The 25,960-nt window shown below is 68.8% G+C and carries 25 protein-coding genes; 9 read left to right on the top strand and 16 right to left on the bottom strand.

The features are described from left to right. The first annotated feature begins 214 nt into the window (after positions 1 to 214). Together ACXRVZ_RS18265 and ACXRVZ_RS18270 are read left to right on the top strand one after the other, a co-directional pair. Complete coding sequence (locus ACXRVZ_RS18265) at positions 215 to 580, top strand: VOC family protein (protein ID WP_457417845.1); 366 nt, start codon at positions 215 to 217, stop codon at positions 578 to 580. Next, positions 577 to 1,194: an HD domain-containing protein gene (locus tag ACXRVZ_RS18270; protein WP_457417847.1), complete on the top strand. Its 618-nt coding sequence runs from the start codon at positions 577 to 579 to the stop codon at positions 1,192 to 1,194. The genes ACXRVZ_RS18265 and ACXRVZ_RS18270 overlap by 4 nt, the downstream gene beginning before the upstream one ends. On the opposite strand, the gene ACXRVZ_RS18275 is transcribed toward ACXRVZ_RS18270, so the two are convergent. Further along, positions 1,186 to 1,500 (bottom strand): DUF2834 domain-containing protein, encoded by a 315-nt coding sequence (locus ACXRVZ_RS18275; protein WP_457417849.1) that lies wholly within the window; start codon positions 1,498 to 1,500, stop codon positions 1,186 to 1,188. The two genes, ACXRVZ_RS18270 and ACXRVZ_RS18275, sit on opposite strands and share 9 nt — an antisense overlap. A 110-nt stretch (positions 1,501 to 1,610) precedes the next feature. On the opposite strand from ACXRVZ_RS18275, the gene ACXRVZ_RS18280 reads away from it, so the two are divergent. Next, entirely contained in the window at positions 1,611 to 2,375 is a 765-nt protein-coding gene (locus tag ACXRVZ_RS18280) for a helix-turn-helix domain-containing protein (RefSeq protein WP_457417851.1), read from the top strand. A gap of 55 nt (positions 2,376 to 2,430) precedes the next feature. Here ACXRVZ_RS18280 and ACXRVZ_RS18285 read toward each other — a convergent pair whose 3' ends face one another. From ACXRVZ_RS18285 to ACXRVZ_RS18295, 3 genes are all read right to left on the bottom strand, one after another. Next, positions 2,431 to 2,994, bottom strand: coding sequence for a hypothetical protein (locus ACXRVZ_RS18285; RefSeq protein WP_457417853.1), 564 nt, complete (start codon positions 2,992 to 2,994; stop codon positions 2,431 to 2,433). A gap of 169 nt (positions 2,995 to 3,163) precedes the next feature. Next, positions 3,164 to 5,380, bottom strand: coding sequence for a putative bifunctional diguanylate cyclase/phosphodiesterase (locus ACXRVZ_RS18290; RefSeq protein WP_458232674.1), 2,217 nt, complete (start codon positions 5,378 to 5,380; stop codon positions 3,164 to 3,166). Beyond that, positions 5,377 to 7,521 (bottom strand): ATP-binding protein, encoded by a 2,145-nt coding sequence (locus ACXRVZ_RS18295; RefSeq protein WP_457417857.1) that lies wholly within the window; start codon positions 7,519 to 7,521, stop codon positions 5,377 to 5,379. Before ACXRVZ_RS18295 ends, ACXRVZ_RS18290 begins: the two co-directional genes overlap by 4 nt. Positions 7,522 to 8,029: 508 nt before the next feature. Here ACXRVZ_RS18295 and ACXRVZ_RS18300 point away from each other — a divergent pair. The 3 genes from ACXRVZ_RS18300 to ACXRVZ_RS18310 all read left to right on the top strand — a co-directional run bounded on the left by ACXRVZ_RS18300 (position 8,030) and on the right by ACXRVZ_RS18310 (position 9,391). Next, positions 8,030 to 8,551, top strand: a complete 522-nt coding sequence (locus tag ACXRVZ_RS18300) for a DUF1697 domain-containing protein (protein WP_457417859.1) — start codon at positions 8,030 to 8,032, stop codon at positions 8,549 to 8,551. A 13-nt stretch (positions 8,552 to 8,564) separates the two neighbouring features. Continuing rightward, positions 8,565 to 8,960, top strand: a complete 396-nt coding sequence (locus tag ACXRVZ_RS18305; RefSeq protein ID WP_457417861.1) for a VOC family protein — start codon at positions 8,565 to 8,567, stop codon at positions 8,958 to 8,960. A gap of 212 nt (positions 8,961 to 9,172) precedes the next feature. Next, the gene (locus tag ACXRVZ_RS18310) at positions 9,173 to 9,391 is read left to right on the top strand and encodes a hypothetical protein (protein ID WP_457417863.1); all 219 of its coding nucleotides are present in this window, start codon (positions 9,173 to 9,175) and stop codon (positions 9,389 to 9,391) included. A 97-nt stretch (positions 9,392 to 9,488) separates the two neighbouring features. On the opposite strand, the gene ribA is transcribed toward ACXRVZ_RS18310, so the two are convergent. Then, the gene (gene ribA, locus ACXRVZ_RS18315; RefSeq protein WP_457417865.1) at positions 9,489 to 10,088 is read right to left on the bottom strand and encodes a GTP cyclohydrolase II; all 600 of its coding nucleotides are present in this window, start codon (positions 10,086 to 10,088) and stop codon (positions 9,489 to 9,491) included. Positions 10,089 to 10,174: 86 nt separating this feature from the next. Here ribA and ACXRVZ_RS18320 point away from each other — a divergent pair, with 86 nt between their 5' ends. Next, positions 10,175 to 10,870 carry a dienelactone hydrolase family protein gene (locus tag ACXRVZ_RS18320; RefSeq protein WP_457417867.1) on the top strand — a complete coding sequence of 232 codons (696 nt, stop codon included), beginning with the start codon at positions 10,175 to 10,177 and terminating at the stop codon, positions 10,868 to 10,870. A gap of 5 nt (positions 10,871 to 10,875) precedes the next feature. Here ACXRVZ_RS18320 and ACXRVZ_RS18325 read toward each other — a convergent pair whose 3' ends face one another. After that, on the bottom strand, positions 10,876 to 11,472 hold the full coding sequence (locus tag ACXRVZ_RS18325) for a PAS domain-containing protein (protein WP_457417869.1): 597 nt from the start codon (positions 11,470 to 11,472) through the stop codon (positions 10,876 to 10,878). Positions 11,473 to 11,508: 36 nt separating this feature from the next. Continuing rightward, the gene (locus tag ACXRVZ_RS18330; protein WP_457417871.1) at positions 11,509 to 11,979 is read right to left on the bottom strand and encodes an Lrp/AsnC ligand binding domain-containing protein; all 471 of its coding nucleotides are present in this window, start codon (positions 11,977 to 11,979) and stop codon (positions 11,509 to 11,511) included. Positions 11,980 to 12,066: 87 nt separating this feature from the next. Here ACXRVZ_RS18330 and ACXRVZ_RS18335 point away from each other — a divergent pair, with 87 nt between their 5' ends. After that, complete coding sequence (locus ACXRVZ_RS18335; protein WP_457417873.1) at positions 12,067 to 15,621, top strand: L-glutamate gamma-semialdehyde dehydrogenase; 3,555 nt, start codon at positions 12,067 to 12,069, stop codon at positions 15,619 to 15,621. 128 nt (positions 15,622 to 15,749) lie between these two features. Here the strand turns inward: ACXRVZ_RS18335 and ACXRVZ_RS18340 are convergent, their stop codons facing one another. The 8 genes from ACXRVZ_RS18340 to ACXRVZ_RS18375 form a co-directional block, all read right to left on the bottom strand. Next, positions 15,750 to 17,900 (bottom strand): KAP family P-loop NTPase fold protein, encoded by a 2,151-nt coding sequence (locus ACXRVZ_RS18340; protein WP_457417875.1) that lies wholly within the window; start codon positions 17,898 to 17,900, stop codon positions 15,750 to 15,752. Between the two features lie 298 nt (positions 17,901 to 18,198). Next, positions 18,199 to 18,843, bottom strand: a complete 645-nt coding sequence (locus ACXRVZ_RS18345) for a pyridoxamine 5'-phosphate oxidase family protein (protein WP_457417877.1) — start codon at positions 18,841 to 18,843, stop codon at positions 18,199 to 18,201. Between the two features lie 147 nt (positions 18,844 to 18,990). Further along, on the bottom strand, positions 18,991 to 19,929 hold the full coding sequence (locus tag ACXRVZ_RS18350) for a WD40 repeat domain-containing protein (protein ID WP_457417879.1): 939 nt from the start codon (positions 19,927 to 19,929) through the stop codon (positions 18,991 to 18,993). A 25-nt stretch (positions 19,930 to 19,954) separates the two neighbouring features. Continuing rightward, the gene (locus ACXRVZ_RS18355; RefSeq protein ID WP_457417881.1) at positions 19,955 to 20,476 is read right to left on the bottom strand and encodes a DUF2867 domain-containing protein; all 522 of its coding nucleotides are present in this window, start codon (positions 20,474 to 20,476) and stop codon (positions 19,955 to 19,957) included. Further along, positions 20,397 to 21,026 (bottom strand): hypothetical protein, encoded by a 630-nt coding sequence (locus ACXRVZ_RS18360; protein WP_457417883.1) that lies wholly within the window; start codon positions 21,024 to 21,026, stop codon positions 20,397 to 20,399. Before ACXRVZ_RS18360 ends, ACXRVZ_RS18355 begins: the two co-directional genes overlap by 80 nt. A gap of 4 nt (positions 21,027 to 21,030) precedes the next feature. Then, entirely contained in the window at positions 21,031 to 21,780 is a 750-nt protein-coding gene (locus ACXRVZ_RS18365) for a DUF899 domain-containing protein (RefSeq protein WP_457417885.1), read from the bottom strand. 75 nt (positions 21,781 to 21,855) lie between these two features. Next, entirely contained in the window at positions 21,856 to 22,506 is a 651-nt protein-coding gene (locus ACXRVZ_RS18370) for a hypothetical protein (protein ID WP_457417887.1), read from the bottom strand. A gap of 46 nt (positions 22,507 to 22,552) precedes the next feature. Further along, entirely contained in the window at positions 22,553 to 23,773 is a 1,221-nt protein-coding gene (locus tag ACXRVZ_RS18375) for a helix-turn-helix domain-containing protein (protein WP_457417889.1), read from the bottom strand. An 83-nt stretch (positions 23,774 to 23,856) separates the two neighbouring features. Between ACXRVZ_RS18375 and ACXRVZ_RS18380 the strand changes: the two genes are divergently transcribed. Next, positions 23,857 to 24,231, top strand: coding sequence for a hypothetical protein (locus tag ACXRVZ_RS18380; RefSeq protein ID WP_457417891.1), 375 nt, complete (start codon positions 23,857 to 23,859; stop codon positions 24,229 to 24,231). Here ACXRVZ_RS18380 and ACXRVZ_RS18385 read toward each other — a convergent pair. Then, positions 24,221 to 25,909, bottom strand: coding sequence for a GH39 family glycosyl hydrolase (locus ACXRVZ_RS18385; RefSeq protein WP_457417894.1), 1,689 nt, complete (start codon positions 25,907 to 25,909; stop codon positions 24,221 to 24,223). The two genes, ACXRVZ_RS18380 and ACXRVZ_RS18385, sit on opposite strands and share 11 nt — an antisense overlap. Between the last annotated feature and the right edge of the window lie 51 nt (positions 25,910 to 25,960).

Here is a 25,960-nt window from a genome sequence, read left to right on the forward strand (position 1 = left end):
GTGCTGTGGTCATAGCGCTCGCCTTGGGAAGCCTCTATCAATTCGGTGCTCAGTTCGCTCTGGCGTTGCAGCACGGCGCCTGCAGGTATACCGCTTCGTTGCTGCCGCTCATGCATCGGCACGCGAATGTCACAGAGCAGCCTCAAGCCGCCACCTCAGAGACTCCCCAACGACCGCGCTCCTCGCATCGCTCCGGCATGCCTAACATGCCCACATGCCACTGACCCACCCCCGCTACGTCCTCGCCGTGCCTGACCTGGCGCGGTCCGCTGCCTGGTATTGCGACGTGCTGGGCTTCACCGTCCACGACATGGGCGACCCGGGTTGGTGCTGGCTGGAGCGTGATGCCTGCGTCATCATGGCCGGCGAATGCCCCGACGCACTCGCACCTGCGCAGCTGGGCGACCACAGCTACTTCGCCTACGTACAGGTCGATGCCATCGACGCGCTGTACGCCGAATGGCAGGCCCGTGGCGTCGAGTTCATCAAGCCGTTGCGCGACGAGACCTGGGGCATGCGGGAGTTCGGCATCCGCACCCTCGACGGGCATCGCATGATGTTCGGGCAGCCGACGGCATGAGCCTCGATCTCGTGAGCTGGCGCGCCGCGTGGAGGGCACTTGGCGCCGCCCCGAGTGACTCATTGCACACCGAGCTGCTGGACCGTTATGCCGAGCGCCACAGGGCCTATCACTCGCAGCAGCACCTCGCCGAATGCCTTGCGCTGTTCGACGAACTTCGCCACCTGGCCGAACGCCCAGCCGAAATCGAGATCGCGCTGTGGTTCCACGACGCGATCTACGACGTGCATCGGCATGACAACGAGGTCCGCAGTGCCGACTGGGCGCGCGACGCGCTGCTGGATGCCGGCGCCGCCGTCGACGCCGCCGACCGCGTGGAAGCCCTGGTGCTGGCCACACGCCACAGCGCCGCACCGGCCACGCCCGACGAGCAGTTGCTCGTCGACATCGACCTCGCCATCCTCGGCGCCGCGCCGGCACGCTTTGCCGAGTACGAGGCGCAGATCGGCGTCGAATACGCCCATGTGCCGCCGGCCGTCTTCAACGAGAAGCGCGGCGCCATCCTGGCGGGCTTTCTCGCGCGGCCGGCGCTCTACGGCACGCCGGCCCTGGGCGCGCGCCTTGAGGCCGCGGCGCGCGCCAACCTGCAGGCGGCCATTGACAGCCTAGGCTGAGGCTGCCGAAGGCGCCTTGAACGCCGCGCGCCCGGACGGCGCGAGCAGCAGATACAGCAGCGGCCCGAACGACCCGGCCGCGATGGTGAGCACCGCGAAAGGCCAGACCGTGCGGCCCGTCTGCCGCGCGTCGCGCACGATGAAGCCCAGCGCGATGAAGGACATGAGGACCAGGTCCAGCAGCACCTGCCAGGCGCCCACACTGGCCATGCCGGCCTGCCAGATGCCGAGGTAGCCGACCTGCCACATCGCGTAGAGCGAGAAGGCGCCGAAGGCGGCGAGGGCGAGGAAGAGGATGGGTCGCATGGTGATCTCCGGTGGGTTGGGGTAGCGCCATCGTCGGCAGCGGCGCGCACCGTCGCAATGACCTCGGAGGTCATGGCCGCGACGACCGCGCCCGCCGCAGAATGCGCCGCATGACCGCCACCTTCGCCGCCCTGCGCAAGCGCCGCCGCGTCAGCCAGCTGGAGCTGTCGCTGCGCACCGGTGTCTCGCAACGCCACCTCAGCTGCATAGAGACCGGCCGCTCCCGCGCAGGCCGCGAGACGCTGATCGCCCTGCTCGACGCGCTGGGCGCCTCGCTGGAGGAACGCAACCAGGCCTTGCTCGCCGCCGGCTACGCGCCGGCCCACGCCGAGCGCGCGCTGGATGCGCCCGAGATGGCGCCGGTGCGCGCGGCGCTGGAGCAGCTCATCCACGCCAACGGCGCGGCGCCCGCGCTGGTGCTGGACGGCGACTACAACGTCGTCATGGCCAACGCCGGCCTGGCCCGGCTGATGGCGCTGTTAGGCCTGCCGGCCGACGAGATGCTGAGCCAGCCGCTGAACTTGCTGCGCGCCGTCTTCGCGCCGGGCGGGCTGCGCACGATGTGCGTGGACGAGGCCTGGCTGTGCAACGAGATGTGGGCCCGCGCCAGCCGCGAGGCCGAGCACCTGCCGCGCCTGCGCGCGCTGCTCGACGAGCTGCGCCCGACGCTGGAGCCCTGGACCACGGCCGAGACCAGCAGCCAGCTGCCCGTGCTGGCCTTCCGGCTGCGCGCGGCGGACGGGCGTGTGTTGAGCTTCTTCTCCACCATCACCAGCTTCGGCACGCCGCTGGACATCACGCTGGCGTCGCTGAAGGTGGAGCATCTGTTCCCGACGGACGAGGTGACGCGGCGGGCGTTGGCTGAGGTGGATTGACTTGAGAAGTGAGCGACGGTTTCAGGCCCGAAACCTGACCTTGTCGCCATATCGACTATGGGATCGTGATCCGGTGCTTGTTGGCCGAACTCAAGGGGTACTTCCCCCAGCGATAGCCGAGGTACATCCCCACGGAAGAGTCGTACCCCTGGATCGTGACGTTAGGATGCGTTCTGTTCATGCAATTCTTCAACAGATGGGCGAAGCTGTTGTCCGCGCCGGCCGGATCGCTGCGGGCGCTGTAGCAGGCGTGAATGCGGATGACCACATTGGACGCGCGGGGCAGGCCGTGCCGCTGGAACAGGGTGTGAAGCTCATCGTAGGCGCAGGACTCATCGCCAGTTCTGATGCCGTCATTTCCCCAGGATTCCGTCGACAGTTCATGGCTGCCGGGAGAGCAATGGCCCATGACGTAGATCCGGTCCGTGGCGTTGGTGTAGTTCGCCAAGTCGACGGAGTTCCTGCCCATTTCACCCAGGTATCTGAACCGAGCGGAGCCGAAGGTGGGCGCGACGAAGTGCAATGACAGCTTGGCCGATTGCACGCCAAGCGTCTTGCCCAACATGCCCATGTAGTGGTTTGGGTCCAGGAACGGATGGAGATAGAGCGGCTTGGGCATGGGGCCTTTCTCCCTCGGAACGAGGTGTGCGAATAGTTTTGGCGTTAGGAGAATGCGCTGGCGCATGATGCATTGCCGCGCGCGCGCCGAACAGGGGTATCAGTCCCCGTCTCGCAAGAGCCCCACCTAGGAGCCCGGTATTCACTGAACCCAGAGCCCGGCAGGCGCCTCAGAACTGCGTCATATGCCCGGGCAAAGTGTCGAAGCTGGTATCCACACCCTCGCGCCGCGCGTTCTCGCGTGTCGACATCCACACCGGCACGGCATCGGCCGGCATCGGGCTGGCGATGTGAAAGCCCTGCAGCACGTCGCAGCCCAGGTCGCGCAGCACCTGCAACTGCTCCTCGCTCTCGACGCCTTCGGCCACGACTTCCATGCGCACGGCGTGGGCGAGCTGCACGATGGCCTCGACAACCGCACGGGCGTCGGCGCTGGCCGTCAGGTCGACGACGAAGCTGCGGTCGATCTTCAGCTGCCGCGCCGGGATGTGGCGCAGGTGGGCGAGCGACGAGTAACCGGTGCCGAAGTCGTCGATGGACAGGCGCACGCCCAGCGCGGCGATGCGGTCCAGCGTGCCGCGCTCCTCGACGGAGTTTTCCATCATGGCCGACTCGGTGATCTCGCAGGTCAGCCGGCCCGGGTGCAGCTTGTGCTTGCGCAGCACCTGCGTCATGCGTTCGACCAGGTCAGCCTGGCGCAGCTGGTGCGGTGACAGATTGATGGCGATGCGCGTGTGCAGGCCCTGCGCATGCCAGCTCGCCAGCTGCGCGCAGGCCTGCTCCAGCACCCAGTTGCCGAGGGCGCCGATCAGGCCGAAGCGCTCCGCCAGCGGGATGAACACGCTGGGCGGCACGGACCCGAAGCGTTCGTGCTCCCAGCGCAGCAGCGCCTCCAGCCCGTAGATGCGGCCATGCACGCTGTCGACCTTGGGTTGGTAGAAGAGCATCAGGTCGCCGCGCTCCAGCGATTCGCGCAGCGCCTGCTGCATGAGCACCTGCTCGGTCCCGCCGTCCAGCATGCTGGCGTCGTAGAGCACGCAGGCGCTGCCGCCGACGCGCTTGGCGGCGTACATGGCGGCGTCCGCACAGGCCAGCAGGCGGTCGCCGGAGCGCTCCTGGTCGGGGTAGACGACGACGCCGATCGAGCAGGACAGCGCGAGCTTCTGGTCCCGCACGGCGAACGGCCGCTTCAGCGCTTCGATGATGCGGGTTCCCAGGCGCAGCGCATCCGACCCGGCGTCCGGCGACTCGATCAGCGCGACGAACTCGTCACCACCCAGTCGCGCCAGCACGTCGCTTTCGCGCACGATGGCGCGCAGCCGCTTGGCCACCTCGCGCAGCACCTCGTCGCCGCAGGCATGGCCGAAGGAGTCGTTGATGGGCTTGAAGCCGTCCAGGTCGATGAACAGCACGGCCAGCTTCGCGTCTTCGGGCGTTGCCGAAATGCGCCGCAGCGCCTGCTGCAGCCGGTCGTTCAGCAAGGCCCGGTTGGGCAGGCCGGACAGTGGGTCCTGGAAGGCCTGCCGCTGCAACTCATCGTTGGCCCGGCGCAGGTCGACGTTGGCGTGGTGCAGCGATTCGGCCAGCTGGCCGATGTGGCTCTCGGCGGCCTTGCGCTCGGTGATGTCGCGTGACAGGGCGATGAAGCGCGCCTCGCCTTCGCCGGACTTGCGCGCCATCGACAGTTCGAACCAGCGGTCCCCGCCGGGCAGGTGCAGCCGGTACTGCCGGCCCGTGGAGCGCCCCGTCCGGGCTGCCTCCGCAATGGCCGACATCGTCAGCTCGATGAGCTTGGGCGATAGCGCCTCGCTGACGGTGCGGCCGGGCAAGGCCTGCAGATGGTGGGCCAGGTCCTCCGAAGCCGGGGCATGGCATTCGAGGAAGCGCCCGTCGGCATCCAGCTCGACGAGCAGGTCCGGCAGCGCCTGCAGGATGGCCTTGGTGCGGGCTTCGGCAGCGTGCAGCTCGCGTTGCGTCTCGTAGTTGCGCAGCAGGTGGCTGACGCGATGGCCGAGGATGGACCAGTTGATCGGCTTGACGATGAAGTCGGTGGCGCCGGCCTCGTAGGCCCGCTGCACCGAGGCGACGTCGTCCCTGCCGGTGACCATGACGATGGGCAGCAGGTCGCCGGCCTCTGCGCGCAGCAGGCGGCAGACCTCGTAGCCATCGAGCTCCGGCATGTCGACATCGAGCAGCACCATGGTGTGCGGCAGCTGCCGGAAGGCGTCGAGCGCCTCGCGGCCGTCGGCGGCCAGCGTGACGTCCAGGCCCAGCTTGCGCAGCGCCGCCCGCATCAGCGAGCGCGTGCCGGCCTCGTCGTCGGCAAAAAGCACCCGCGTGGGCACCGCATCCACCGGGCTGGCTGGAGGCGGCGCAGCGGCGTTCACGCCAGCTCCCGCAGCAGCCCGGCCAGCTCGGTCTGCACCTGCGCATGCTCCTGGCGGGCCTGGCCCAGCCACTGCCCAGCACTGCGCAGGTCTTCGCTGCGGGCGCAGCGCTCGACCTCGCCGAACTGCCGGGACAGCGCGCGGGCGCCGGCATTGCTGGCGGTCGATTTCAGCGTGTGGGCCAGGCGGGCGGCGTCCTGCGGCCGGCCCTCGGCCAGCGCGGTGGCGATGGTCGTCAGCCCGGGCCCGGCGGCCTCCAGGAAGCCGGACACGACCTCGCGCAGCAGCGCCGACCCGCCGGCCTCGTCCAGGTCGATCAGCGTGGCGATGACGGCCGAGTCGATGCTGGCCCGGCCTGCCGGCAACGGGGCCGGCGCGACAGCCGCCTGCGCGGGGCCCGTGCCGGCTTCGAGCCAGGGAGCCAGCGCCGCCGCCAGCGTGGCCAGCGTGAAGGGCTTGCCGACGAAGCCGTCCATGCCGGCATCCCGGCAGCGGGCCATGTCCTCGGCCGTGGCGTTGGCGGTGAGGGCGACGATGGGCAGGCGGCCACGGTCATCGGGCAGGGCGCGGATGGCGCGGGTGGCCGCGTAGCCGTCCATGAGCGGCATCTGGCAGTCCATCAGCACGGCGTCGAAGTCATGCAGGCGCGCCAGCTCGACGGCCGCAACGCCGTCCTCGGCCACCTGCCAGGCCACCCCCAGCCGGCGCAGCATACCGATGGCGACGGCGCGGTTCACCGGGTGGTCCTCGGCGAGCAGCACGGTGCCCTGCAACCGCGTGGGGGCGGCCTCGGGGGTGGCGGCGGGGTCGCCGTCGCTCGCCACGCGCAGCTTCACGTCGACCGTGAAGCGCGTGCCCTGGCCCACGTGGCTGTCCACCTCGACATGGCCCTGCATCAGCGCCGCCAGTTCGCGGCAGATGGCCAGGCCCAGGCCGGTGCCGCCGAAGCGGCGCGTCGTCGACCCGTCCGCCTGCGAGAAGCGCTCGAAGATGCGCCCCTGCGCCTCGGGCGGAATGCCGATGCCGGTGTCCTCGACGGCGATGCGCACCGGCGCCCAGCCATCGCTTGCGGCGGCCTGCTCGACCCGCACGGTGACGCCGCCTTGCTGTGTGAACTTGATGGCGTTGCCGACGAGGTTGGCCACGATCTGGCGCAGCCGCAGCGGGTCGCCGAGCAGGTGCGTGGCGCCCAGCGCCGGGTCACAGCCCATCTGCAGCGTCAAGCCCTTGGCCTGGGCGGGCTGCGCGAACATCAGGCGCACGTCCTCGATGACCTGCGGCAGCTCGAACGCCACCTCCTCCAGCGCCAGGTGGCCGGCCTCGATCTTGGAGACGTCCAGCACATCGTTGATCAGCGCCAGCAGGTGCCGCCCCGAGACGCGCACGGCGTCGGCCCAGGCGCGCTGCTCGGGGTCGAGCGGGCTGGCCATGAGCAGCTCGTTCATGCCCAGCACGCCGTTCAGCGGCGTGCGGATCTCGTGGCCCATCGTGGCGAGGAAGGCGCTCTTGGTCTGCGCCAGCTGCTCGGCGGCGGCGCGCGCCTGCTCCAGCGCCCACTGCGCCGAGAAGTCCTTGCGCACGATGAACTCGCGCCACCAGCCGACACCGGCCGCCAGCATGAACAGCGTGACGACGTGGTAGGACCAGTAGGCCAGCTCGGCGCTGGACTGGCTTGGGTGCCACCACATCGTGGCGCCGAAGGCGCACAGCACCACCACGCCCACGACCAGCGCGACGCGGAACTGCAGGCCCAGCACGATGAAGCAATAGAACTCCAGGAAGGTGAAGTTGAGGATGCCGACCCAGGAACTCAGGCCATGGCCGCCCTCGGCGTCGATGCGCAGCAGGATCCAGAACAGGCACAGCGACAGCGCGACGATGAAGCCTGCGAGCACCTCCTGCCAGTGCCGGCGGGCCTGGGGCAGGAAGGTGTAGGCCAGGCCCAGCAGCAGCACCGGCAGCGCGACCTGCAGACGCAGCCAGTTGGCCGCCAGCCCGGGCGCGGCCAGCCAGTCGACGAGGAAGTCGCCGATGACCAGCAGCAGGCCCAGCAGCAGCGCGGCCTGGGCGTAGCGGTAGTAGAAGGCGACGTAGTGCGCGCCGAAACGCTGCTCGAAGCTCTCCGGCGTGAAGCTCAGCATGAGCCGCAGCGGCAGTGCGGGCGCCGGCTGCGGGGATTCGCTCAGAGGCTCATCAAGCGAACGCGTGGCCACGACTTCCCCCTGAACGGGTGCGGCATCAGTGCCCAACCCGCGTGCTTTTTTGCCCCGCGTCTGACACAGGGCGGCGACTGGCATTCACGGGCCGATCGGCTCCGTAGACTGCGCTGTCAACGTCGTTGGATCTTATAGAGCGCCTGGCGCCATGGATGTAGCCGCGCAGCAAACCCGGCGCGCGTGGCGTGGCTTTTGCCGCGCTCGCCCGCTCGGCGTCACGGCGTGCACGACCTTAGGGCAACGCTGAATAAGTCCCCGCGATGCAGCGCGCCCTGGTTTGGGATGGGCTGCAAGGCGCAAAGCACAGCCATAGCTAGCTATGGCGAGCATTTGCAACGCCGCAGACCGCCGAAGCAGGGATGCGCTGCGCGCGAGGGACTTGTTCAGCGTTGCCTTAGGTATCGTGGCGGTCATTCCAACCATTGAGGTCGCCATGCCCCGCTACGTCGCCCTGCTCCGAGGCGTGAGCCCGATGAACTGCAGCATGCCTGACCTCAAGCGCAGCCTGGAGGCCGCTGGCCTGGCCGACGTGAAGACGCTGTTGAGCAGCGGCAACGTGGCCTTCACGGTGGCGCGGACGCTGCCGGCCCCGGTGTTGCAGAAGCGGGTGGAGAAGGCAATGAAGGACGGGCTGGGGCGCAGCTTCGTGACCCTGGTGCGCCCCAGCGCCCACCTGCAGCAGCTCATCCAGGCCGACCCCTTTGCCGAGTTCGACCTGCCGGCCGGCGGCAAGCGCGTCGTGACCTTTCTGCGCACCCCCGGGGCGGTGGCGGAGGTGCCGCTGCCGCTGGCCACGCACGACGCCTGCATCCTCAAGCGCATCGGCGGCGAGGTGATGTGCGTCTACGTGCCCAACGAGAAGGGCCCGGTCTTCATGCATTTGCTGGAGAAAACCTTCGGCCAGGACATCACCACCCGCACCTGGGACACCGTCGCCAAGTGCGCAGCTGCCTGAGGAGACAGACGCCATGCCCATCGCCCTTGACCATCTGCTCATCCCCGCCCGCGACCGCCGCGCCGCCGCCGAGCGGCTGGCTGCCATCCTGGACGTGCCCTGGGCCGCGCAGGCGGCGGTGGGGCCGTTCAGCGCCGTCTATGTGTCGGACGACCTGACGGTGGACTTCGACGAAGTCGCGGCGGACGCGGCCGTGCCGTTGCAGCACTACGCGTTTCGAGTCGACGACGCCGAATTCGACGCACTGTTAGCGCGGCTGAAGGCCCTGGGCATCGCCTGGCGCAGCACACCGGGCGGGCCGGACGACTTCCAGATCAACACCTACGGCGGCGGGCGCCTCCTCTACTGGCGTGAGCCCGACGGCCATGCCTGGGAGGCACTGACGAAGAGCTATGCGCGCCAGCCCTGAGGCGGTGTAGGCATGAGGAATCCGGGCACGCCTGGTTGCATCCGATGCGTTTCGCAGCCTGACCCAACCTGACGGCACAACTCGTCGCCTCGGCTTGCGATTTCCCGGCCCGCGCGGCACCTCTTCCTACACGCATCCGCAGCATGCGGCCTAAGGTGCTGGATAGGGCGGCGCACGGTGTGTCGCCCGATCTCGATGTGAAGGAAGAAGCAATGTCCAACCAGCGCCAATCCAGCGACAAGCAGCAGCCGCAGAGCGGTCAGAACATCCAGCAAGGCGGCCAGAACCGGGACCAAAACCCTGGCCAGCAAAACCAGTCCGGCTCGGGCCGCGACACGCCTCAACAGGGCGGTGGCTCGGCCAACCGCGACAACCAGGACCAGCAGCAGGGCGGCAAGTCCAGCCAGCAGCAGGGTTCCAAGAACCGCTGATGCGCCGGCTGATCAGCGCGTAGCGCGATGCGCTGGCGCTGAGCAAGCCACCACACGCCATGTCCGTTTTGGGCGATCGGACATGGCGTGTTCACATTCAATCGAACCAGTCGGCCAGGTGGCCCATCTGGTCCTGCTTGGTGCGCAGATAACGCTCGTTCTCCGGGCCGGGTGCCGTGAGCGACGACTCGCGCTCCACGACCTCGATGCCGAACTCGCCCAGCGCCGCCACCTTCAGCGGGTTGTTGGTCAGCAGACGGATGCGGTGCACGCCCAGGGCGCGCAGCATGCAGGCGGCGGCGTCGTAGCGGCGCGCGTCGATGGGCAGGCCCAGCTGGGTGTTGGCCTGGATGGTGTCGGCGCCGGCGTCCTGCTCGGCATAGGCGCGCAGCTTCTGCACCAGGCCGATGCCGCGCCCCTCGTGGCCGCGCATGTAGACGATGGCGCCGCGGCCTTGCGACGCGATGCGCGCCATGGCGCTCTCCAGCTGCGGCCGGCAGTCGCAGCGCAGCGAGCCGAAGACCTCCCCCGTCACGCATTCGGAGTGCACGCGCACCAGCGGCGGTTCGTCGCCGGTGAGGTCGCCCATGCTCAGCACGACGTGCTCCTGCCCGCTGTCGCTTTCGCGGAAGCCGTGGATGGCGAACTCGCCATGGGGCGTTGGCAGGCGGGTGGAAACGATGCGTTCTATCTTCATGGTCAGCGCGCATTCTCGCCGCCGACGGGAAAACCCGGTGTCGCGCAGGTTAGGCTGCTGCGCCCAACCGAGTTTCAGGAGTTCGCATGGCTCAGACCGTCCAGTTCCAGCGCCCCGACGGCGCGTCCGTGTCCGGCTACCTGGCCGAGGCGGCCAACCCGCTCGGCGCCGTCGTCGTCATCCAGGAGTGGTGGGGCCTGAACGACCAGATCCGCGGCGTGGCCCAGCGCTTCGCGTCGGCCGGCTTCACGGCGCTGGTGCCCGACCTCTACCGGGGCAAGAGCACCGTCGAGGCCGAAGAGGCCAGCCACCTGATGGGGGAGCTGAACTTCGGCGACGCCGCCTCGCAGGACGTGCGCGGTGCGGTGAACTATCTGAAGGGTTTGCAACTGGGCAGCGGCAAGGTGGGCATCACCGGCTACTGCATGGGCGGCGCACTGACGGTGCTGGCGTCGACGCTGGTGCCCGAGGCCGCCGCCGCCGTCATCTGGTACGGCATGCCGCCGCTGGAATATGTGGACGCCAGCAAGATCAACATCCCGCTGCAGGCCCACTGGGCCACGCAGGACGAGTTCTTCGCGATCAGCGGCGTGGACGGCCTGGAGGCCAAGTTCGCCGAAGTCGGTGTGCGCTACGAGGGCCACCGCTACCTGGCCCACCACGCCTTTGCCAACGAGGAGGCGCAGGGGCCGGGGCGCATCGCCAAGACGCAGTACGACGCAGCCTGGGCGCAGCAGGCGTGGGACAGGGCGATGCGCTTCCTTGGCCAGCACCTCGGCTAAGGCCGTTATGGCCCGGGCGTGCGCAAGGCCTCCAGCTGCGCCATCGAGGCCTGCAGCAGGTCCTCCACCAGGCCTAGCACCCGATCCCGCTCCTGCGTGAATTGCTCGGTCTTCATGCCTGCCGGGTCCGCCAGCAGCAGGTGGAACGGCAGCGCCAACGCCGCCCCCGTCATCGGCCCTCTCGGCCCGTCGGCCAGGCCGCCCTGGGGCGAGGGCGCGCGGTCGGTCAGGTCGACCATCGTGCCGACCATGCGCAGCGCCCGCCCGTCAGCGCCGCGCTCGATGATGCGGCCGCGGGAGTGCATCAGGCGGTAGCCTGAACCGTTGCTGCGCAGGCGGAACGTGGCCTCGTAGCCGGGCTGCGCGTCCTGCGCATGCGCGCGCATCGCGGCCAGCATGGGTTCCAGGTCCGCGGGATGGACCCGGCAGCGCCAGAAATGCGTGCTGTCTGCGCGGTGCGGGTCGGGGAAGCCCAGCCGCAGCTTCCACTGCGGGGAGTAGTGAACGGTCTCGAGTTCCGGGCGCAGGTCCCAGATGCCAAGTTCAGCCGCCTCGACGGCCTCTCGCCAGCGAATCCAGGCCGGTTGATGCCGGATATCCATGCGGTTGATTGTGATGTCGCCCCGGGCCCGCCTGCCTCAGAACGCCAACGCATTCGTCGCCTTCACCTCTTCCATCACGGCATAAGTGCGCGTTTCCCTCACTCCTGGCAATGTCCAGATCACGCTGCCGATGAACTCGCGGTAGGCGCTCATGTCGCGCACGCGGGTCTTGAGCAGGTAGTCGAAGCCGCCGGCCACCAGGTGGCACTCCAGGATCTCGGGGCGGGCCTGGACGGCGGCCTTGAAGGTGTCCATCACGTCCTGCACCGTGCGGTCCAGGTGGATTTCGATGAAGACGAGCATGGCCGCGCCCAGCTTGGCCGGGTTCAGCCGCGCCTCGTAGCCCAGGATGTAGCCGTCGCGCGTCAGGCGTTTGACGCGCTCCAGCACGGCGGTGGGTGAGAGGTGCACCTCCTCGGCCAGCTTGAGGTTGGAAATGCGTCCGTCAGCCTGCAAGGCGCGCAAGATGCGGGCGTCGGTCTTGTCCAGTCGGGGTTCGTCGCTCATATGGATTTAGTTCGGCGCATCGCGCGATTGTTGAAATTTAATTCAATGGCGCTCTGAATACATTGCTGATCTCACCAGGAGTAAGCCATGCCCACCTTCGCCGCCCCGCCCGAACTGCCCCGCCTGCCGGACCCCTACCGGGCGGAAGCCGGCGTCGTGCAGGCCCTGGCCGCGCGCGTGGGTGAGGCACTGGACTGGCCCGGCGTCATCGCCATGGCCGCGCCCTGGGTGGAGCAGGTGAGGCGCAACCCGGCGCCGTTCTGGGCSATGGAGTCGCTGCTGCGCGAGTACCCCATCACCAGCGCCGAGGGCCTSGCSCTGATGCGSCTSGCCGAAGCSCTGCTGCGCGTGCCCGACGCGCCCACGGCCATCGCGCTGACCGCCGACCAGCTCGGCCGCGCGGACTTTGAAGGTGCCAGCGAAGGCAGCCCGCACAAGATGTTGGCCGCGCTGTCGGCCTCGGCCATCTCCATGTCCAAGCGCTTCCTGCCCGGGGCGGAGGACGATGGCGGGCTGTTCAAGCGCCTGGGTGCGCAGACCGTCGTGGCGGCCACTGTGCGCGCCATCCAGCTGCTGGGCCGTCAGTTCGTGCTGGGCCGCAACATCCGCGAGGCCATGGACGAGGCGGACGACGCGCGCAAGGCGCAGAAGCAATTGCGTTTCAGCTACGACATGCTGGGCGAAGGCGCCCGCACCGAGAACGACGCCCGCCGTTATCACGCGGCCTATGTGGGCGCCATCAATGCCATTGCCGCCGCCCGTCGCGCTGGCGGCCCCGAGGCGTCGGATGGCATCTCCATCAAGCTCAGCGCGCTGTTCAGCCGCTACGAGGTGCTGCAGCGCGAGCGCGTCTTCGCCGAGCTGCTGCCGCGCGTGTGGGAGCTGATCGAGCTGGCCGCCAGCGCCGACATCAACCTGACCATCGATGCCGAGGAGGTCGACCGCCTGGAGTTGTCGCTGGACGTGCTGGACACGCTGGCCGCGCGCATCGCCATGCTCTATCCGCAGTGGCGCGGCTTCGGTCTGGCCGTGCAGGCCTACCAGAGCCGCGCGCTGGCCGTCGTCGACGAGGTGGCGGCCATCGCGCGCAAGCACGGCCTGCGCTTCATGGTGCGGCTGGTCAAGGGCGCTTACTGGGACGGCGAGATCAAGCGCGCCCAGGAGCTGGGCCTGACGCACTACCCGGTCTTCACGCACAAGCAGCACACCGACGTCTCCTACCTCGCCTGCGCCCGCGCGCTGATCCAGCATGCCGACGTCATCTACCCGCAGTTCGCCACGCACAACGCCGGCACCATCGCGGCCATCGTGCAGATGGCTCGTGCCACCGGCGCCGCTTTCGAGATGCAGCGCCTGCATGGCATGGGCGAAGGGGTGTACCGCGAGGTGTTGAAGGACGGCAGCATTCCCTGCCGTGTCTACGCCCCGGTCGGCGAGCACCGCGACCTGCTGGCCTACCTCGTCCGCCGCCTGCTGGAGAACGGCGCCAACTCGTCCTTCGTCCACCAGCTGGCCGACCCCAGTGTGCAGGTGCCCGAGCTGCTGGGTTCGCCGCTGCTGGACGTGCGCGACAACAGCGCCCTGCCGCTGCCGCCGGCCCTCTACCTGGACGAGCAAGGCCAGGGCCGCGCCAACTCCACCGGCGCCGACCTGACCGCGCCGGCTCAGCGTGCGCCGCTGCAGGCCGCGCTGGCCAGCACGTCGGTGCGCGCCGTGCCCGAAGCGACGGCCGCCGAAGTCGACGCCGCCATGCAACGCCTGCACGACGGCTTCGCCACCTGGAACGCCCGCCCCGTGTCCGTCCGCGCCGGCATCCTGCGCCGCGCGGCCGACGACCTCGACGCCCGCCTGGCAGAGTTCTGTGCGCTGCTGGTGAAAGAGGCCTTCAAGACCCAGGCCGACTGCGTCGCCGAAGTGCGCGAGGCCGTGGACTTCCTGCGTTATTACGCCGACCAGGCCGAGGCCGATCCACAAGCCATGCAAGGCCGCGGCGTCTTCGTCTGCATCAGCCCGTGGAACTTCCCGCTGGCCATCTTTGCGGGCCAGGTCGTCGCTGCGCTCGTGGCCGGCAACGCCGTCGCCGCCAAGCCGGCCGAGCAGACGCCCTTCGTCGCATGCAAGTTCGTCGAGCTGCTGCATCAGGCCGGCGTGCCCGCTGAGGCGCTTGCGCTGCTGCACGGCCCCGGCGAGACCGTCGGCGCCGGCCTCGTCGCCCACGCGCACACGGCCGGTGTCTGCTTCACCGGCTCCACGGCGGTGGCGCAGATCATCAACAAGGCGCTGGCGGCGAAACCTAACTCACCAATCCCGCTGATTGCCGAAACGGGCGGCCTCAACGCGATGGTCGTCGATTCGACCGCGCTGCCTGAGCAGGTCATCGATGCCGTCGTGCAGAGCGCCTTCCGCTCGGCCGGCCAACGCTGCTCGGCGCTGCGCCTGCTTTGTGTGCAGTCCAGCATCGCCGACGGCGTCATCGAGATGCTGAAGGGCGCGCTGCAACAGCTGCACGTCGGCCAGCCTGCCAACCTGGCCACCGACGTCGGCCCCGTCATCGACGACGAGGCCCACGCCGGCATCAGCCGCCACGTCGAGCGCCTCAAGCGCGAGGCCAAGCTCATCGCCGAGGCGCCGGTGACGGAGGCCATGCCGCGCCAGATCCGCCCCGTCGCCTTCGAGCTGGCGCGCGTCGCCCACCTCGGCGAAGAGATCTTCGGCCCGGTGCTGCATGTCGTGCGCTTCGAGGACTCGGTGGACGACGTCATCGCCGAGATCAACGCGCTGGGCTACGGCCTCACGCTGGGCATCCAGACCCGCATCGACAGCCGCGCCCAGCGCCTGGCCGACGCGGCGCGCATCGGCAACGTCTACGTCAACCGCAACATCATCGGCGCCGTGGTGGGCGTGCAGCCGTTCGGCGGCGAGGGCCTGTCCGGCACCGGCCCCAAGGCCGGCGGCCCCGACTACCTGCACCGCTTCTGCGCCGAGCCCCACCTCGACGCCCCCGCTCCGCCGCTGGTACTCGACGGCCGCAGCGACCCACTGGCCGTCGCCGCCGACGCCAGCTGGCGCGACACGCCGCTGGCCGACCGCATCGCCACGCTGCGCCGCGCCGCCGATACGCTGGACGCACCCACCGCCTTCGCGCTGCGCGGCGTCTTCACGGCTGCGCAGACGCAGTTCGCCGACGTCGTGCTGCCCGGTCCCACCGGCGAGAGCAACACGCTGCGCCACCACGCCCGCGGCGTCTTCGCCGTGCTGGGCCGGGGTGATGCGGGCCTGGCCGCCGTCGTCAGCGCGCTGCTGGCCGGCAACAGCGCCATCTGGCTCTGCGACGACGAACGTTCCCGCCAGGCCCTGCTGCGCGCCGGCCTGCCGGTCAACGCGCTGACGCTGCTGCCCGACTCGGCCCTGCCCGGCCTGCTCGCCGCGCCGCAACTGGCCGGCGTGGCGCTGGCTTCGTCGGACCCCGCCGCCGCGCACACGCTGGCGCAAGCCCTGGCCCCCAGGCGCGGCGCCATCCTGCCCCTGGTCACGGCCGCCGGCCATGTGCGCCAGCTCTACCGCTTCACGGCGGAGCAGACGCTGACCGTCAACACGGCAGCAGCGGGGGGGAATGCGGCGTTGCTGGCGGGTGGGCATTGAGGATCGAGGCCGCTGAGCCGATGACCAAACTCGTCAGGCTGACGCGCCCCTCGCGAGCCGCAGCTGGCTGCACCGTCGGCGCGATCAGCCGGTGCATGAGCGTCTTCCGGATTTGCGTCCACCCTGCGTCAGTCTCTTGCGTAAGAGCCGTCGCTCCCGTAGATGCTCTTCTCCTCGACTACGGCCCGCCAAGCTGCCTTCGCTGGCAGCTCTAGTGATGGATCTGCCAGGCGCTTTTTCGCGTGCTGCTTGAGCGCCTTGAGTGGGCAGTACGCCTCGACCTTCGAAAGGTCATCCGGTAGCGAGTACCGCTGCCCTTTCGTCGAGTCAAACCTGTGACCCAGTATGGCCAGCGCAAAGCCGTCCAGTGACGCGTCAGCAGCCTTCAATGCTGCAAATACCTCAGAACATTTCTCTGGCGCAATGCTGCTCAGCCTCCAGAGCACGAAACCAGGGCTGCTGGTGTTCAGCAGTCGGCCCGCCTTCGCGGCCCCAAGCACGTTATCTGCCAACGCCTTCGCGAGCTTGGTCTCCGACTCGGGCGGGCAGAGTAGGCCGTCACCGTCTCGGCGGTCGACGAGATAGCTGGCCGCGAACAATTCGACGGCAACCGTAAGTCCCGCCGGATCGACAACGATTCGCTCGGCAAGCATCGACGCCCTATCCGCTGCTGCAGTCCTGACGACCGACCGGATGGCCCGTAGCGCGACATCCTCCGCAGGCAACCGGAACAACTCGGATCGGTCCTGGGACCGAGCCGGAAACGGCTCGGTGTCCGCCAGCCGCGCTATGTCTAGGCACAACCTCTCGACATCGCCGACACCCGTGGCGCCTGTGGACTCGGCTACGTCACCGAGGCACTCCAAGAACTCCAAGCAGTTCTGCTGAGTCAGGGACCTGGCGATCTCGCCCCTCTGGTCAGGGTGCAGCAGGTACCGCCGCGCCAGGACCAAGCTGACGTCTCCACCGCCGACGTGGAGTTGAAGCGCGACGAGCAGCCTTGCTGGCGCTGCGATGTGCCCCTCCACATCCAGCACGCGCCCCATCGTGAACTCGTCGTCCGCCCGCGCTGTCAAAGGAAACAACCGGTGCACCAGCTTGCGGACGGCATTCGGGAGTCCGCATTGGTCGATTGCCGCATCGCGTTGCGCCGCCCCTTGTTTGAGAAGCTCTTCCGGCTTCTCAAACATAGACTGATCTCCCGGGAGCCTGCCTACGAACCAACGCGGCTCCTTGCGCATAAGTTCGAAGACGGGCGATGCCCTCACCATCAGCGCTGCTAAACCGATGATGTCGGCCAAGACGACTTCACCCCGAAGTTCTGGCTCGATGACGGATACGGTGTTGAAGACCCGCGCATAGTCGCGCGGCTGCTCCAGCAGTTCCCGAAGACCAGAGAAGTACAGCATCCCTAGCCGGTCCTGCGAGTTGCTAAAGTAGGTCTCGTGAGCTTCAGAATGCAGTCGCGACAAGGCCTCGTTGATGAGGACACGTCTCGCTTCCAGACCGATGGCGGGTAGTGGGAGGCGCACTTGGACGACCTTGTCGAGGTACGTTTCAGAACGGGGCACGCCCGCCGCTTTGAGCGCGTCGCTCACGTACTCCGGGTCCCACGCCAGCACGTATCCCACGTTCGGCAGATCGCCGACTGCCTTGACGATACGAACCATCTCGAACACCTCGAGTGGGAAGAGGCGGTCTACGTCGTCGATGAACACGATGATGGGGCGCCCAAAGTTCCGCAGTGCTTCCTCGACCTTCTGCTTCTTTGCCTCTACGTCAGGCGTCTTGTAGGTGGCGATCGAGTCCACTCCCTCGCCTGCGGACTCAACGACTGTCTTGATCAGCGAGGTCCAGGGTTCGGCGCCAGGGACCAACTTGATGAGGTCGAACACTTTTCCATAGGCCGTGAGTGCGCGCGCGACCCTTTTGCCATCGGCAGCGTGGTCAGCCAACTTCACCTCGGCGGCAATCTTTGAAAGATAGTGACGGAGCAGCGCGTCCCGGTCACCGACAAGCCAGGGGTTGAAGTGCACGACGACGGGCGCTGGCTGTTGATCCTGAAGCAGGGCCTCGATCATCGCCAGCGTCGATGTTTTTCCGCTCCCCCAAGCGCCCTCGACCGACATAACAAATCCAGCCGTTGAGTTCACTCGTCCGAGAGCATTGACTGCGGCTCTGGCGTAGCCCTTGCGCCCCAGCTTGTCGGCCTGAAGTGCGCCCTTGCCACGCAACGGTCGGTCGAAGCCAATCTCCACCATGTGTTCGTCCGATTTCAAGTCGCTCCCCTCAAAGCCTGTTTGTCAGCCGCACGGCGGCGGAGCTCATCTCGTCGTTGAGCATCTGGGCGGTTGATGGGCAACGTCTTGCCCTCGGGAACTCCACCGGCCAGAGACGCCCGTTGTCGATCATTAGCGCACGGGCGTTGCAGCGTCGAGCTCGCTTGGGCACCGCCGAACGATGTAATAACTCTGTCGAGTCGGGTCTTTCCAATCGCCGAATGACAGCCGCCAACCATCAAGTCGAGTTGCCGCTCCCGGCCGAACGCCATCGTTCCTCGCGCGGCCTACCCTCGGATCAATAGAACCCCACCCGCTTCCCATACCGCTCCGCCCTCTCCCGGTCATACCTCACCGCATCAAATCCCTCACCCTGGATGGCCCGGTGCACCTCGCCGCCGGTCGGCATGGAATCGGGAGCCACGAAGCGCGCCGGGTCCCACAGGTGGGAGCGCAGGAACGCCTTGGAGCACTGGGTGTAGGCCTCCTCGATGTCGACAATCAGGCCCAGCGTCGGCACCTTGCCTTCCATGGCGCTCGGCGCGAGCAGGGCGGCATCGGTGGTGATCACCGCACGGCCATTGACGCGGAAGGTATCCGTCACCCCCGGCACGATGAAGAGCAGGCCCAGCTGCGAATTGGCGAGCAGGTTGCGCAGCGAATCCGCCAGCCGGTTGCCCGGCCGTTCGGGGATCAGCAGCGTGCGGTCGTCCAGGATGCGCACGAAGCCGGCGGGGTCGCCACGCGGGCTGACGTCGCAGCGACCCTCAGCGTCACTGGTGGCTAGGCAGACGAACGGCGAGCGCTCCACGTACAGGCGGGTCGCCGCGTTGAGCCGGTCGGTGATCTTGGTGCAGGTCAGCGCGGCGGGATCGCCGATGAGGGCACGCAGCTGGTCCTCGGTGTGGATGAGGTCGGCGGTCAGGCGATGGGAGGCAGTCATCGGTCGCGATGGGGAAAGGGGTAGGTCAATTGTTGGCGTGGCGCCGTGCTGCATGAGATAGCAGCCCTGCAACTGGCGAGCGTGGTGCTCGCTTCATCGAAGGCTGCTGCGGGGTAGCGCGGCGCTGTTGGTGGGGTGCAATGACTCTCAGACCGAGGATGCGGCGCTTTGCGGGGCCAGGAGGTCTGTCACCCGCTTCACGGTCCCCTGTTCCCAAGCGCCAATCGCCAGGAACTCGCCGTCAGGCGAAAAGGACACATGGCATGCGTACGCACAGGACACTTCACTAGCAATCCGGAGGCTGGGCGCTTCAAAAACTGTCACACCGTGGCTGCGAACGCAGGCGACATGCTGGCCATCCGGGGACCACGCCAGACTGATGTTTGTTCCGCCGTAGACCACGGGCGTACTCGACAGCACGAACGCGGTGGACAGATCCACGATGTCGACCTGAAAGTCGCCCCCCTCGCGTTGATGCAGCACGGCGAGCCATCGGGCGTCCGGGGATATCTCAGCCGCCCAGACGAAGCGCCAAGGCCCAGCCAGGCGTTGCTCGGGGTGCGATTCGAACGGCCATGACCGAAGTGCCACGATGGAATCACCAGGCGGCGAATCCCTCTCGACGGCGATGGGCTGCTTGACGTACACGTACCGAAGGCGGTCTTCTGACTGTGACACCCACTTCAGCATCGACCCTGCCGTGCGGTCCAGCACCTGCGCCGCTCCAGACGCCGTTTCAAGACGCATCAGCTCGCCATTCCATGACCCGGTGACCAGGTATTGGCCGCATGGCGAAAACAGCAGCTGGCAGCCTTGCTTGGCGGGCGGGCGGATCCAACGCACTTGAAGGGTCGGCAAGTCCAAAAGAGCAATGGCACCGCTGGTGTTCTTTACTGCCAGCAAGCTGGCATCTGGCGAGATCGAACACTCGGACGGATGGGAGAACGGCAGTGCGTTGGCCAGGTGCTCGCGCCCAAGCCGCTGCCGCAGCTTGACTTTCTGACCGAGGCAGACCAACAGGTCGCTGTGTGGCACGAAGCGAATCGCATAGGACTTGCCGAGTTTGGGGTCGGAACGTGGAGGCATGACAGCGCGGCTCGTTATTCGCCAGTCACCTCTGCGCCACCGCGCGCAGCACCGTCGGTGCAATCAGCCGGTGCATCGGCGTGACCGGCAGCATGTAGGCCCGGCCCAGCAGGTTGTGCACGCGGACCACGGTGGTCAGCGTCACCAGCGCCGCGCCCACCGGCTGCGGCGTCAGGTGGACGGACAGTGTCACGTCCAGGTGCTTGTCCCTGTCCCCCAGCAGCACCTCGCCGGGCGTGTTCTCGAACAGCGTGAAGATGCCGACGCGGTCGCCTGGCCGGTAGTCGGCCTCGGCCTTGTGGCGTGGCAGGTTTTCGAGACCGCCCAGGTTCTTCAGGCCGAACAGCGAGACGACGCGGTTGCGCAGCGTCATGCAGGCAGACACCCAGCGCGGCGTGCGACCCGATGCCTTCATGAACTGGCCCAGCGCCGACAGGCTCGGGTCGCCCGCGGGCATGGCCCAGGCGTCATGGAAGTAGGAGCCGGGCACCAGTTTCGCGATGAGGCTGTCCGGCGGCGCTTGGGTCTCCTGGGGTGCGGTGTGCATGCGGTCTTTGTGGTTGGCGTGCGCGGATGCTAGTGGCTGCGGCCGCGGCACGGCACGCTGCCCACGCCGCGCCCGCCGTCACGGCCAGCATCGCCGCCATGTGCACGCCAACGGCCGCCAGCGCCAGCGCCAGCGAGCCCGATGCCGTGATCTCGCGCGCCGGCGACGCGCTCAGGCATAACGGCAGGAATGCCGGCACGAGCATGAGGCCGCTGCCATGGAGCGTGGCCGCGATGAAGGACCCCAGCGTCAGCCCCAGCCGGCCGGCGCGCCGCTGCCACCGCAGCGCTAGCAGCGCAACAACCGGCACCGCCGCTGCGGCCAGCAGCCACAGCTCGTCCATGGCCGAGCCCAAGGCCACTGCCGCCGCAACGGCGCCGACCGACGCGGCATGACCGCATGCGATCGGGCCCAGCGCGCGGAGCGCGTGCCGCCTGTCGCGCGAGCGGATGCCGCAGGCCGCCGCCAACGCCCAGCCGGTGCAGGGATTGAGCCCATGCAGCGCGCCCGCGCCGGCGACGGCGAGCCACGGCCAGAGGCTGGCGCTCATGACTTCAGGCCTTGGCGCCGCCGCAGCAGGCCGGGGCCGGCGCGTCCTCGTACCGGTCGTGGTGCCGCACCCACTCCATCGTGTACGACAGCCCTGCCTCGTCGCGGCCCTTGGGCGTCAGGTCGACCAGGTTGTAGGTGCCCATCATCACTTCCACGCCGCGGCCAAACGTCGAGTAGGTGTGGAAGACCTCGCCCGCGTCGTCCCTGTAGAAGATGCTGATGCCGGGCGCCTCGGTCTGCGGGAAGGGCGTCATGTGGAAGTTGTAGAAGACCTCGCCGTCCTGGCGGTCCTCGGGCGCGAAGCTGACGTTGAAGTCGCGGTTGAAGTCGTTGCCGTTGGACGAGGCCCAGGCGAACTGCCAGCCCATGCGCGCCTTGAAGGCCAGCAGGTCGGCCAGCGGCGCGCGGGAAACGGCCAGCAGCGTGATGTCGCGGTGGGCCAGGTGCGCGGCCATGCCGTCGAGGTGGTCGGCCATGAAGGAGCAGCTCTTGCAGCCCTGCTCCCAGCCGGGGCCGAACATGAAGTGCTGAACCAGCAGCTGGCGCCGGCCCTGGAAGAGTTCGCTCAAACGGCGCGGGCCGTCCACGGTGTCGAAGACATAGTCGGTGTCCAGCTTCACCCAGGGCAGGGCGCGGCGCTCGGCGGCGAGGCGGTCCTGCCGCTGGGTGAGGTCCTTCTCCTGGGCGAGCAGGTGCTTGCGGTCGGCGATCCAGCGGTCGCGGGTGACAACGGGGTGGGGGGTGGTGTTCATCGGTGGCTCCTTGGGTTGAGAACAGGCATGCGGCGGCTCCACCCGGGCTTGGGTGGGCTCGTCAGGGAAGGGAAATCAGGCGGTGGTGCGCTTGGGTCGGCGCACAGCGCGGACCTTGCCGGTGCCGCCGCCGCCCGCGTAGAACAGGTCGGCGCCGTCGGACTCGAGGCCGCTGACGTTGGCGCCAGCCGGCATCTGCAGGCTTTCCAGCACCGCGCCGCTGGCGGGGTCGATGCGGCGTATGTCGCTGGCGTCGTCTTCCCAGGTGCCGTGCCACAGCTCGCCGTCCACCCAGGTCACACCGGTCACGAAGCGGTCGGAGGCGATGGTGCGGCGGATGGCGCCGGTCTCGGGGTCGATCTGGTGGATCTGGCGGCTGCGGTGCTGGCCCACCCACAGGCTGCCCTCGGCCCAGGCCAGGCCCGAGTCGCCGCCCTGGCCTGGCGCGGGGATGGAGGCGACGACGGCGCCGCTGGCCGGGTCGATCTTGTCGATGCGCGCCTCGGCGATCTGGTACAGGTAGCGGCCGTCGAAGGCGGTGCCGGCGTCGGCGGCGCGGGGGATGCGCCGGCGCGGTTCGCCGCTGGCGGGGTCGAAGGCGACCAGGGCCGGGCCGGTGGCCATCCAGACGCATTCGCCGTCGTGCGTCACGCCGCCGATGTTCTTCACGTCGGCAAAGGGGCCGTACTCGCGGACGATTTCGGCGGGTTGGGTCTTGGTGGTCATGGCGGGCTCCGTTGAGTGGCGCCGGGTTCAGCGCATGGCCGCAAATCTACGCAAGCGGCAGCGCAGCGGGGAGTAACAAGATCGTCGTGAATCCGATCAGGGGCGGCGCCAGCCAGCGCCGCGCGCGTGTCTGGCCGATAGCGCGCACGCGTCCAGCAGCCTCCAGCTCGGCCAGCGCGCGCTGCACGGTGCGCTGGCTGGCGCCCAGGGCCAGCGCCAGCGCCGAGGTTGACCAGGCCGCGCCGTCGGCCAGCAGCGCCACCAGTTCGCCCTGGTCGCCATCGACCGGCGGTGCCAGCACGGCCACGGCGCGGCCGTCCAGGGGCCGCAGCGCAAAGCCGCGCGGCGTGGCGGCTATATCGGCAAGACCTGCCACCAGTGTGCGCAGCCGGCCGATCTCCACACGCAGCCGCGCGCGGTGCGTCTCGTCAGCCTCGCGCAGGCGGAAGGCGCGGGCGATCAGCGCGTCCCGGCCCGCGTCGCCCGGCCAGGCCTCGGCCAGCGTGCGCAGCAGCGTGAACAGGATGGGCCGGCTGGCCAGCGGCAGCCGGGTGTCGCCTGCGCGCAGTGCGTGGCGGCAGGCGTCGACGACCAGCGTGCCCGAGTCCAGCAGCGCGGCCACTTCGTGCAGGCGCAGCGGTTGGACCTTGGCACCGCTGACGCGCCGTGCAGCGGGTTGGTCCAGCACCGCGCGGGCCAGCGCGGCCTCGGCCTGCAGCGCCGGGATGCGGGCGGCGTGGGCCGCCGCATCGGCGCGGTCCAGCGCCGCTTGTGCGTCGGCCACACGCAGCGAGCGCAGCGCCAGTTCCGCCTGGGCCAGCGCGGCCACGGCAGCCGGCAGCGGTGGCAGGCCTTGCGTGTCGACGCCTTCGAGCAGCGCAGTGGCCTCGTCCAGCCGGCCCAGCAGTAGCCAGCGCCGCGCCGCGATCAAGCGTGCCTGCAGCGCATTGGCGCGGTCGCCGCGCGCCTCCAGCGTGGCCCGGGCGGCATCCAGCGCGCGCGGCGGGTCGCCGAAATCCCGCATCGCCAGCGCCACCTCGGCCTCGGCCACCACGCAACGCGCCCGCGCCGTCGCCTCCTGCGCGCCAAAGCCGTGCGCCGCCTGGCGCAGCAGCTCACGCGCCCTGGCCAGCTCGCCCAGCTGGGCCATTGCAATGCCGCGCAGCGCCAGTGCCGGCGGGTTGTCGCGCAGGGCCACGCGCTTGAGCGCCTGCAGCGCGTCACCGGCGGCAAGTGCGCGGGCAGCGGCGGAGATCAGGGAGTCCATCCCCAAGACTAGCTTGCTGCCGACACAAGCCTCGTTCACCATGCCCCCACACGCCCGCTGTTCCGGCGTGCAGGGAGAAGACGATGTTTCCTTTTTTATGGCTCTGGGCGCCCCAGCTGCGCCTGCCGTTCAGCGGCGACGTGGCGCAGGACATCGAGCCCAGCCTCGACCTGTTCTTCGCCGGCATCAAGCCGCGCTCCGGCAATGGCCGCATCGAGGCCAAGGCCTTCGACGTGGCGAGCTACGGCGACCAGCTCGGCGTCATCACCAAGCTGCTGCTCGAGTGGGCCGAGCGGCTGCCGGCCGACGAGCAGGCGGCGTCAGCGCCGTTGAAGGAATTGCGCGAGATCCACACGCGCATTGAGGCGATCAAGGACGACGAGTACGAGCGCGAACTGCGTGTCCTCGACGCTCGCGCGGCCTACCTGCGCCAGCGGCTGTCAGCGCCTACTCAATGACGATCAGCGTCACGCCCTGACGCGGCAGCGTGAAGCTCAAGGCCGCGCTGCCTTTGGCCACAGCCAGCGCCGGCAACTTGTCCGGCGCCATCACCGCAGCCGCCTCCAGCTGCGCGTACTGCTTGGCGTCGGGCGCTTGAGGCGAGCCCATGGCCTGCCAGGCGGTGAAGGCGTTGGCATGGGTCTTGTCGACGCGTGACTGCGTCACCGTGCGCGTCGCCTGCGCCCCCAGGCCAGCCAGCTGCAGGCTGACCGCCGCGTCCGGGCCTTCGGCATCGTCGTCGTGATAGTGCCAGGCCATCACGGCGACCTTGCCGTCGGGCGTGCGGGTGGCCAGCACGCCCACGTCGGGGCGGGCGCGCACGCCATTGGCCAGCAGTTCGTCCAGCGGCACTTCGGCATCGCTCGTGGCCTGCACCTGCGTCGGCCCCAGCGCCGCATACATGCGGAACACCTGCAGCACCGGCAGGTCCACGCCGTTGGTGGCGAGCTGGCGGTAGCCGGCAAACCAGGGCTGGTCTTCAAACGTGAAGGCCCAGGTCAGCGCTCCTTCGAGGTTTACCTGGTGGCGCTCGGCCAGCTGCCAGATACGCTTGTAGCTGGCCGCCGTGTAGCTGGAGTACATGGTGCCGTTGCGGTAGGCGTTCTGCGGGCCGGGGCAGGCAGCGCAGCCTTCGGGGTCGTTCTCGCCGATGACGAGGGGCTTGTTCTTCAGCTCGGGCACCGCGGCGATCTTCTTGAAGCCGTTGGCGACACCGTTCAGTTGCGTGGCCATGCCCATGCGCACTCGCCCGTCGACGAAGCGCGGGCTGCCCTTGGCGTGGAAGGCCAGGAAGTCCGTCGGCGTGCCGACCTGCCCTGTCGCATGGTTGGTGCCGCTGACGATGTGCTTCAGGAAGCCGTCCATGAAGGCGCCGCCCGACCCCGCCACGTCGGGCCCGCCCACGCGGGCTTGCGGCAGTGCCCGGCGCACGGCGGCGATGGCGTAGTCATGCAGCTTGTTGAACTCCTCCTGCGTGCCGGTCCAGTAGGCCGGGCCATTGGGTTCGTTCCAGACCTCGAAGTACCAGGTCAGCACTTCCTCGCGGCCGTAGCGTTCCAGGCAATGCTTGGTCCATTGGTAGACCAGCTCGCCCCACTTGGCGTAGTCCTTGGGCGGGGCGTTCCAGCCGCCAGCGATCAACTCGTAAGCAAAGCCCGGGCGCCAGCTGTGTTGATACGGCGTGCCCGGCTTGGCGCTGGACAGGGCCTGCGGCATGAAGCCGATTTGCAGGTAAGGCCGCACGCCGCGTTCGAGATAGCTGTCGATGATGCGGTCGGTGACCGCCCAGTCGTAGACGGGCCGGCCTTGCGCGTCCTCGGTGTAGGCATTGGTGCTGCCCCACTTGAAGGCCGCCGTGCCGTCGCCGGTGTTGAGCAGGTTGTGGGTGCGGAAGTAGACACTGCCCGGCTTCAAATCGCCCAGCCGCTTCATCAACTTGCGGCCGTCCTTCATCGTCGCGTAGTTGGGCTCGTCGGCACCGAAGAAGCGCCAGATGGGCTTGAGTTCGCCCACCGCGCGGCCGGCGTCCACGTCGATGCGAACCGGAAAGGGTGCGGTCGTCTGCGCCTGCGTGGCGCTGGCCATCAGGCCGGCCATGACGAGAGCGAGGGTGCTGGGCAGTAGCTTGAGCGTCATGGCGTAGGGGGTGAGCAAGAGGCCGCCGGAGTTTATGAACGGCCTTTCCCG

The sequence above is a fragment of the Roseateles sp. P5_E8 genome (assembly GCF_054177665.1).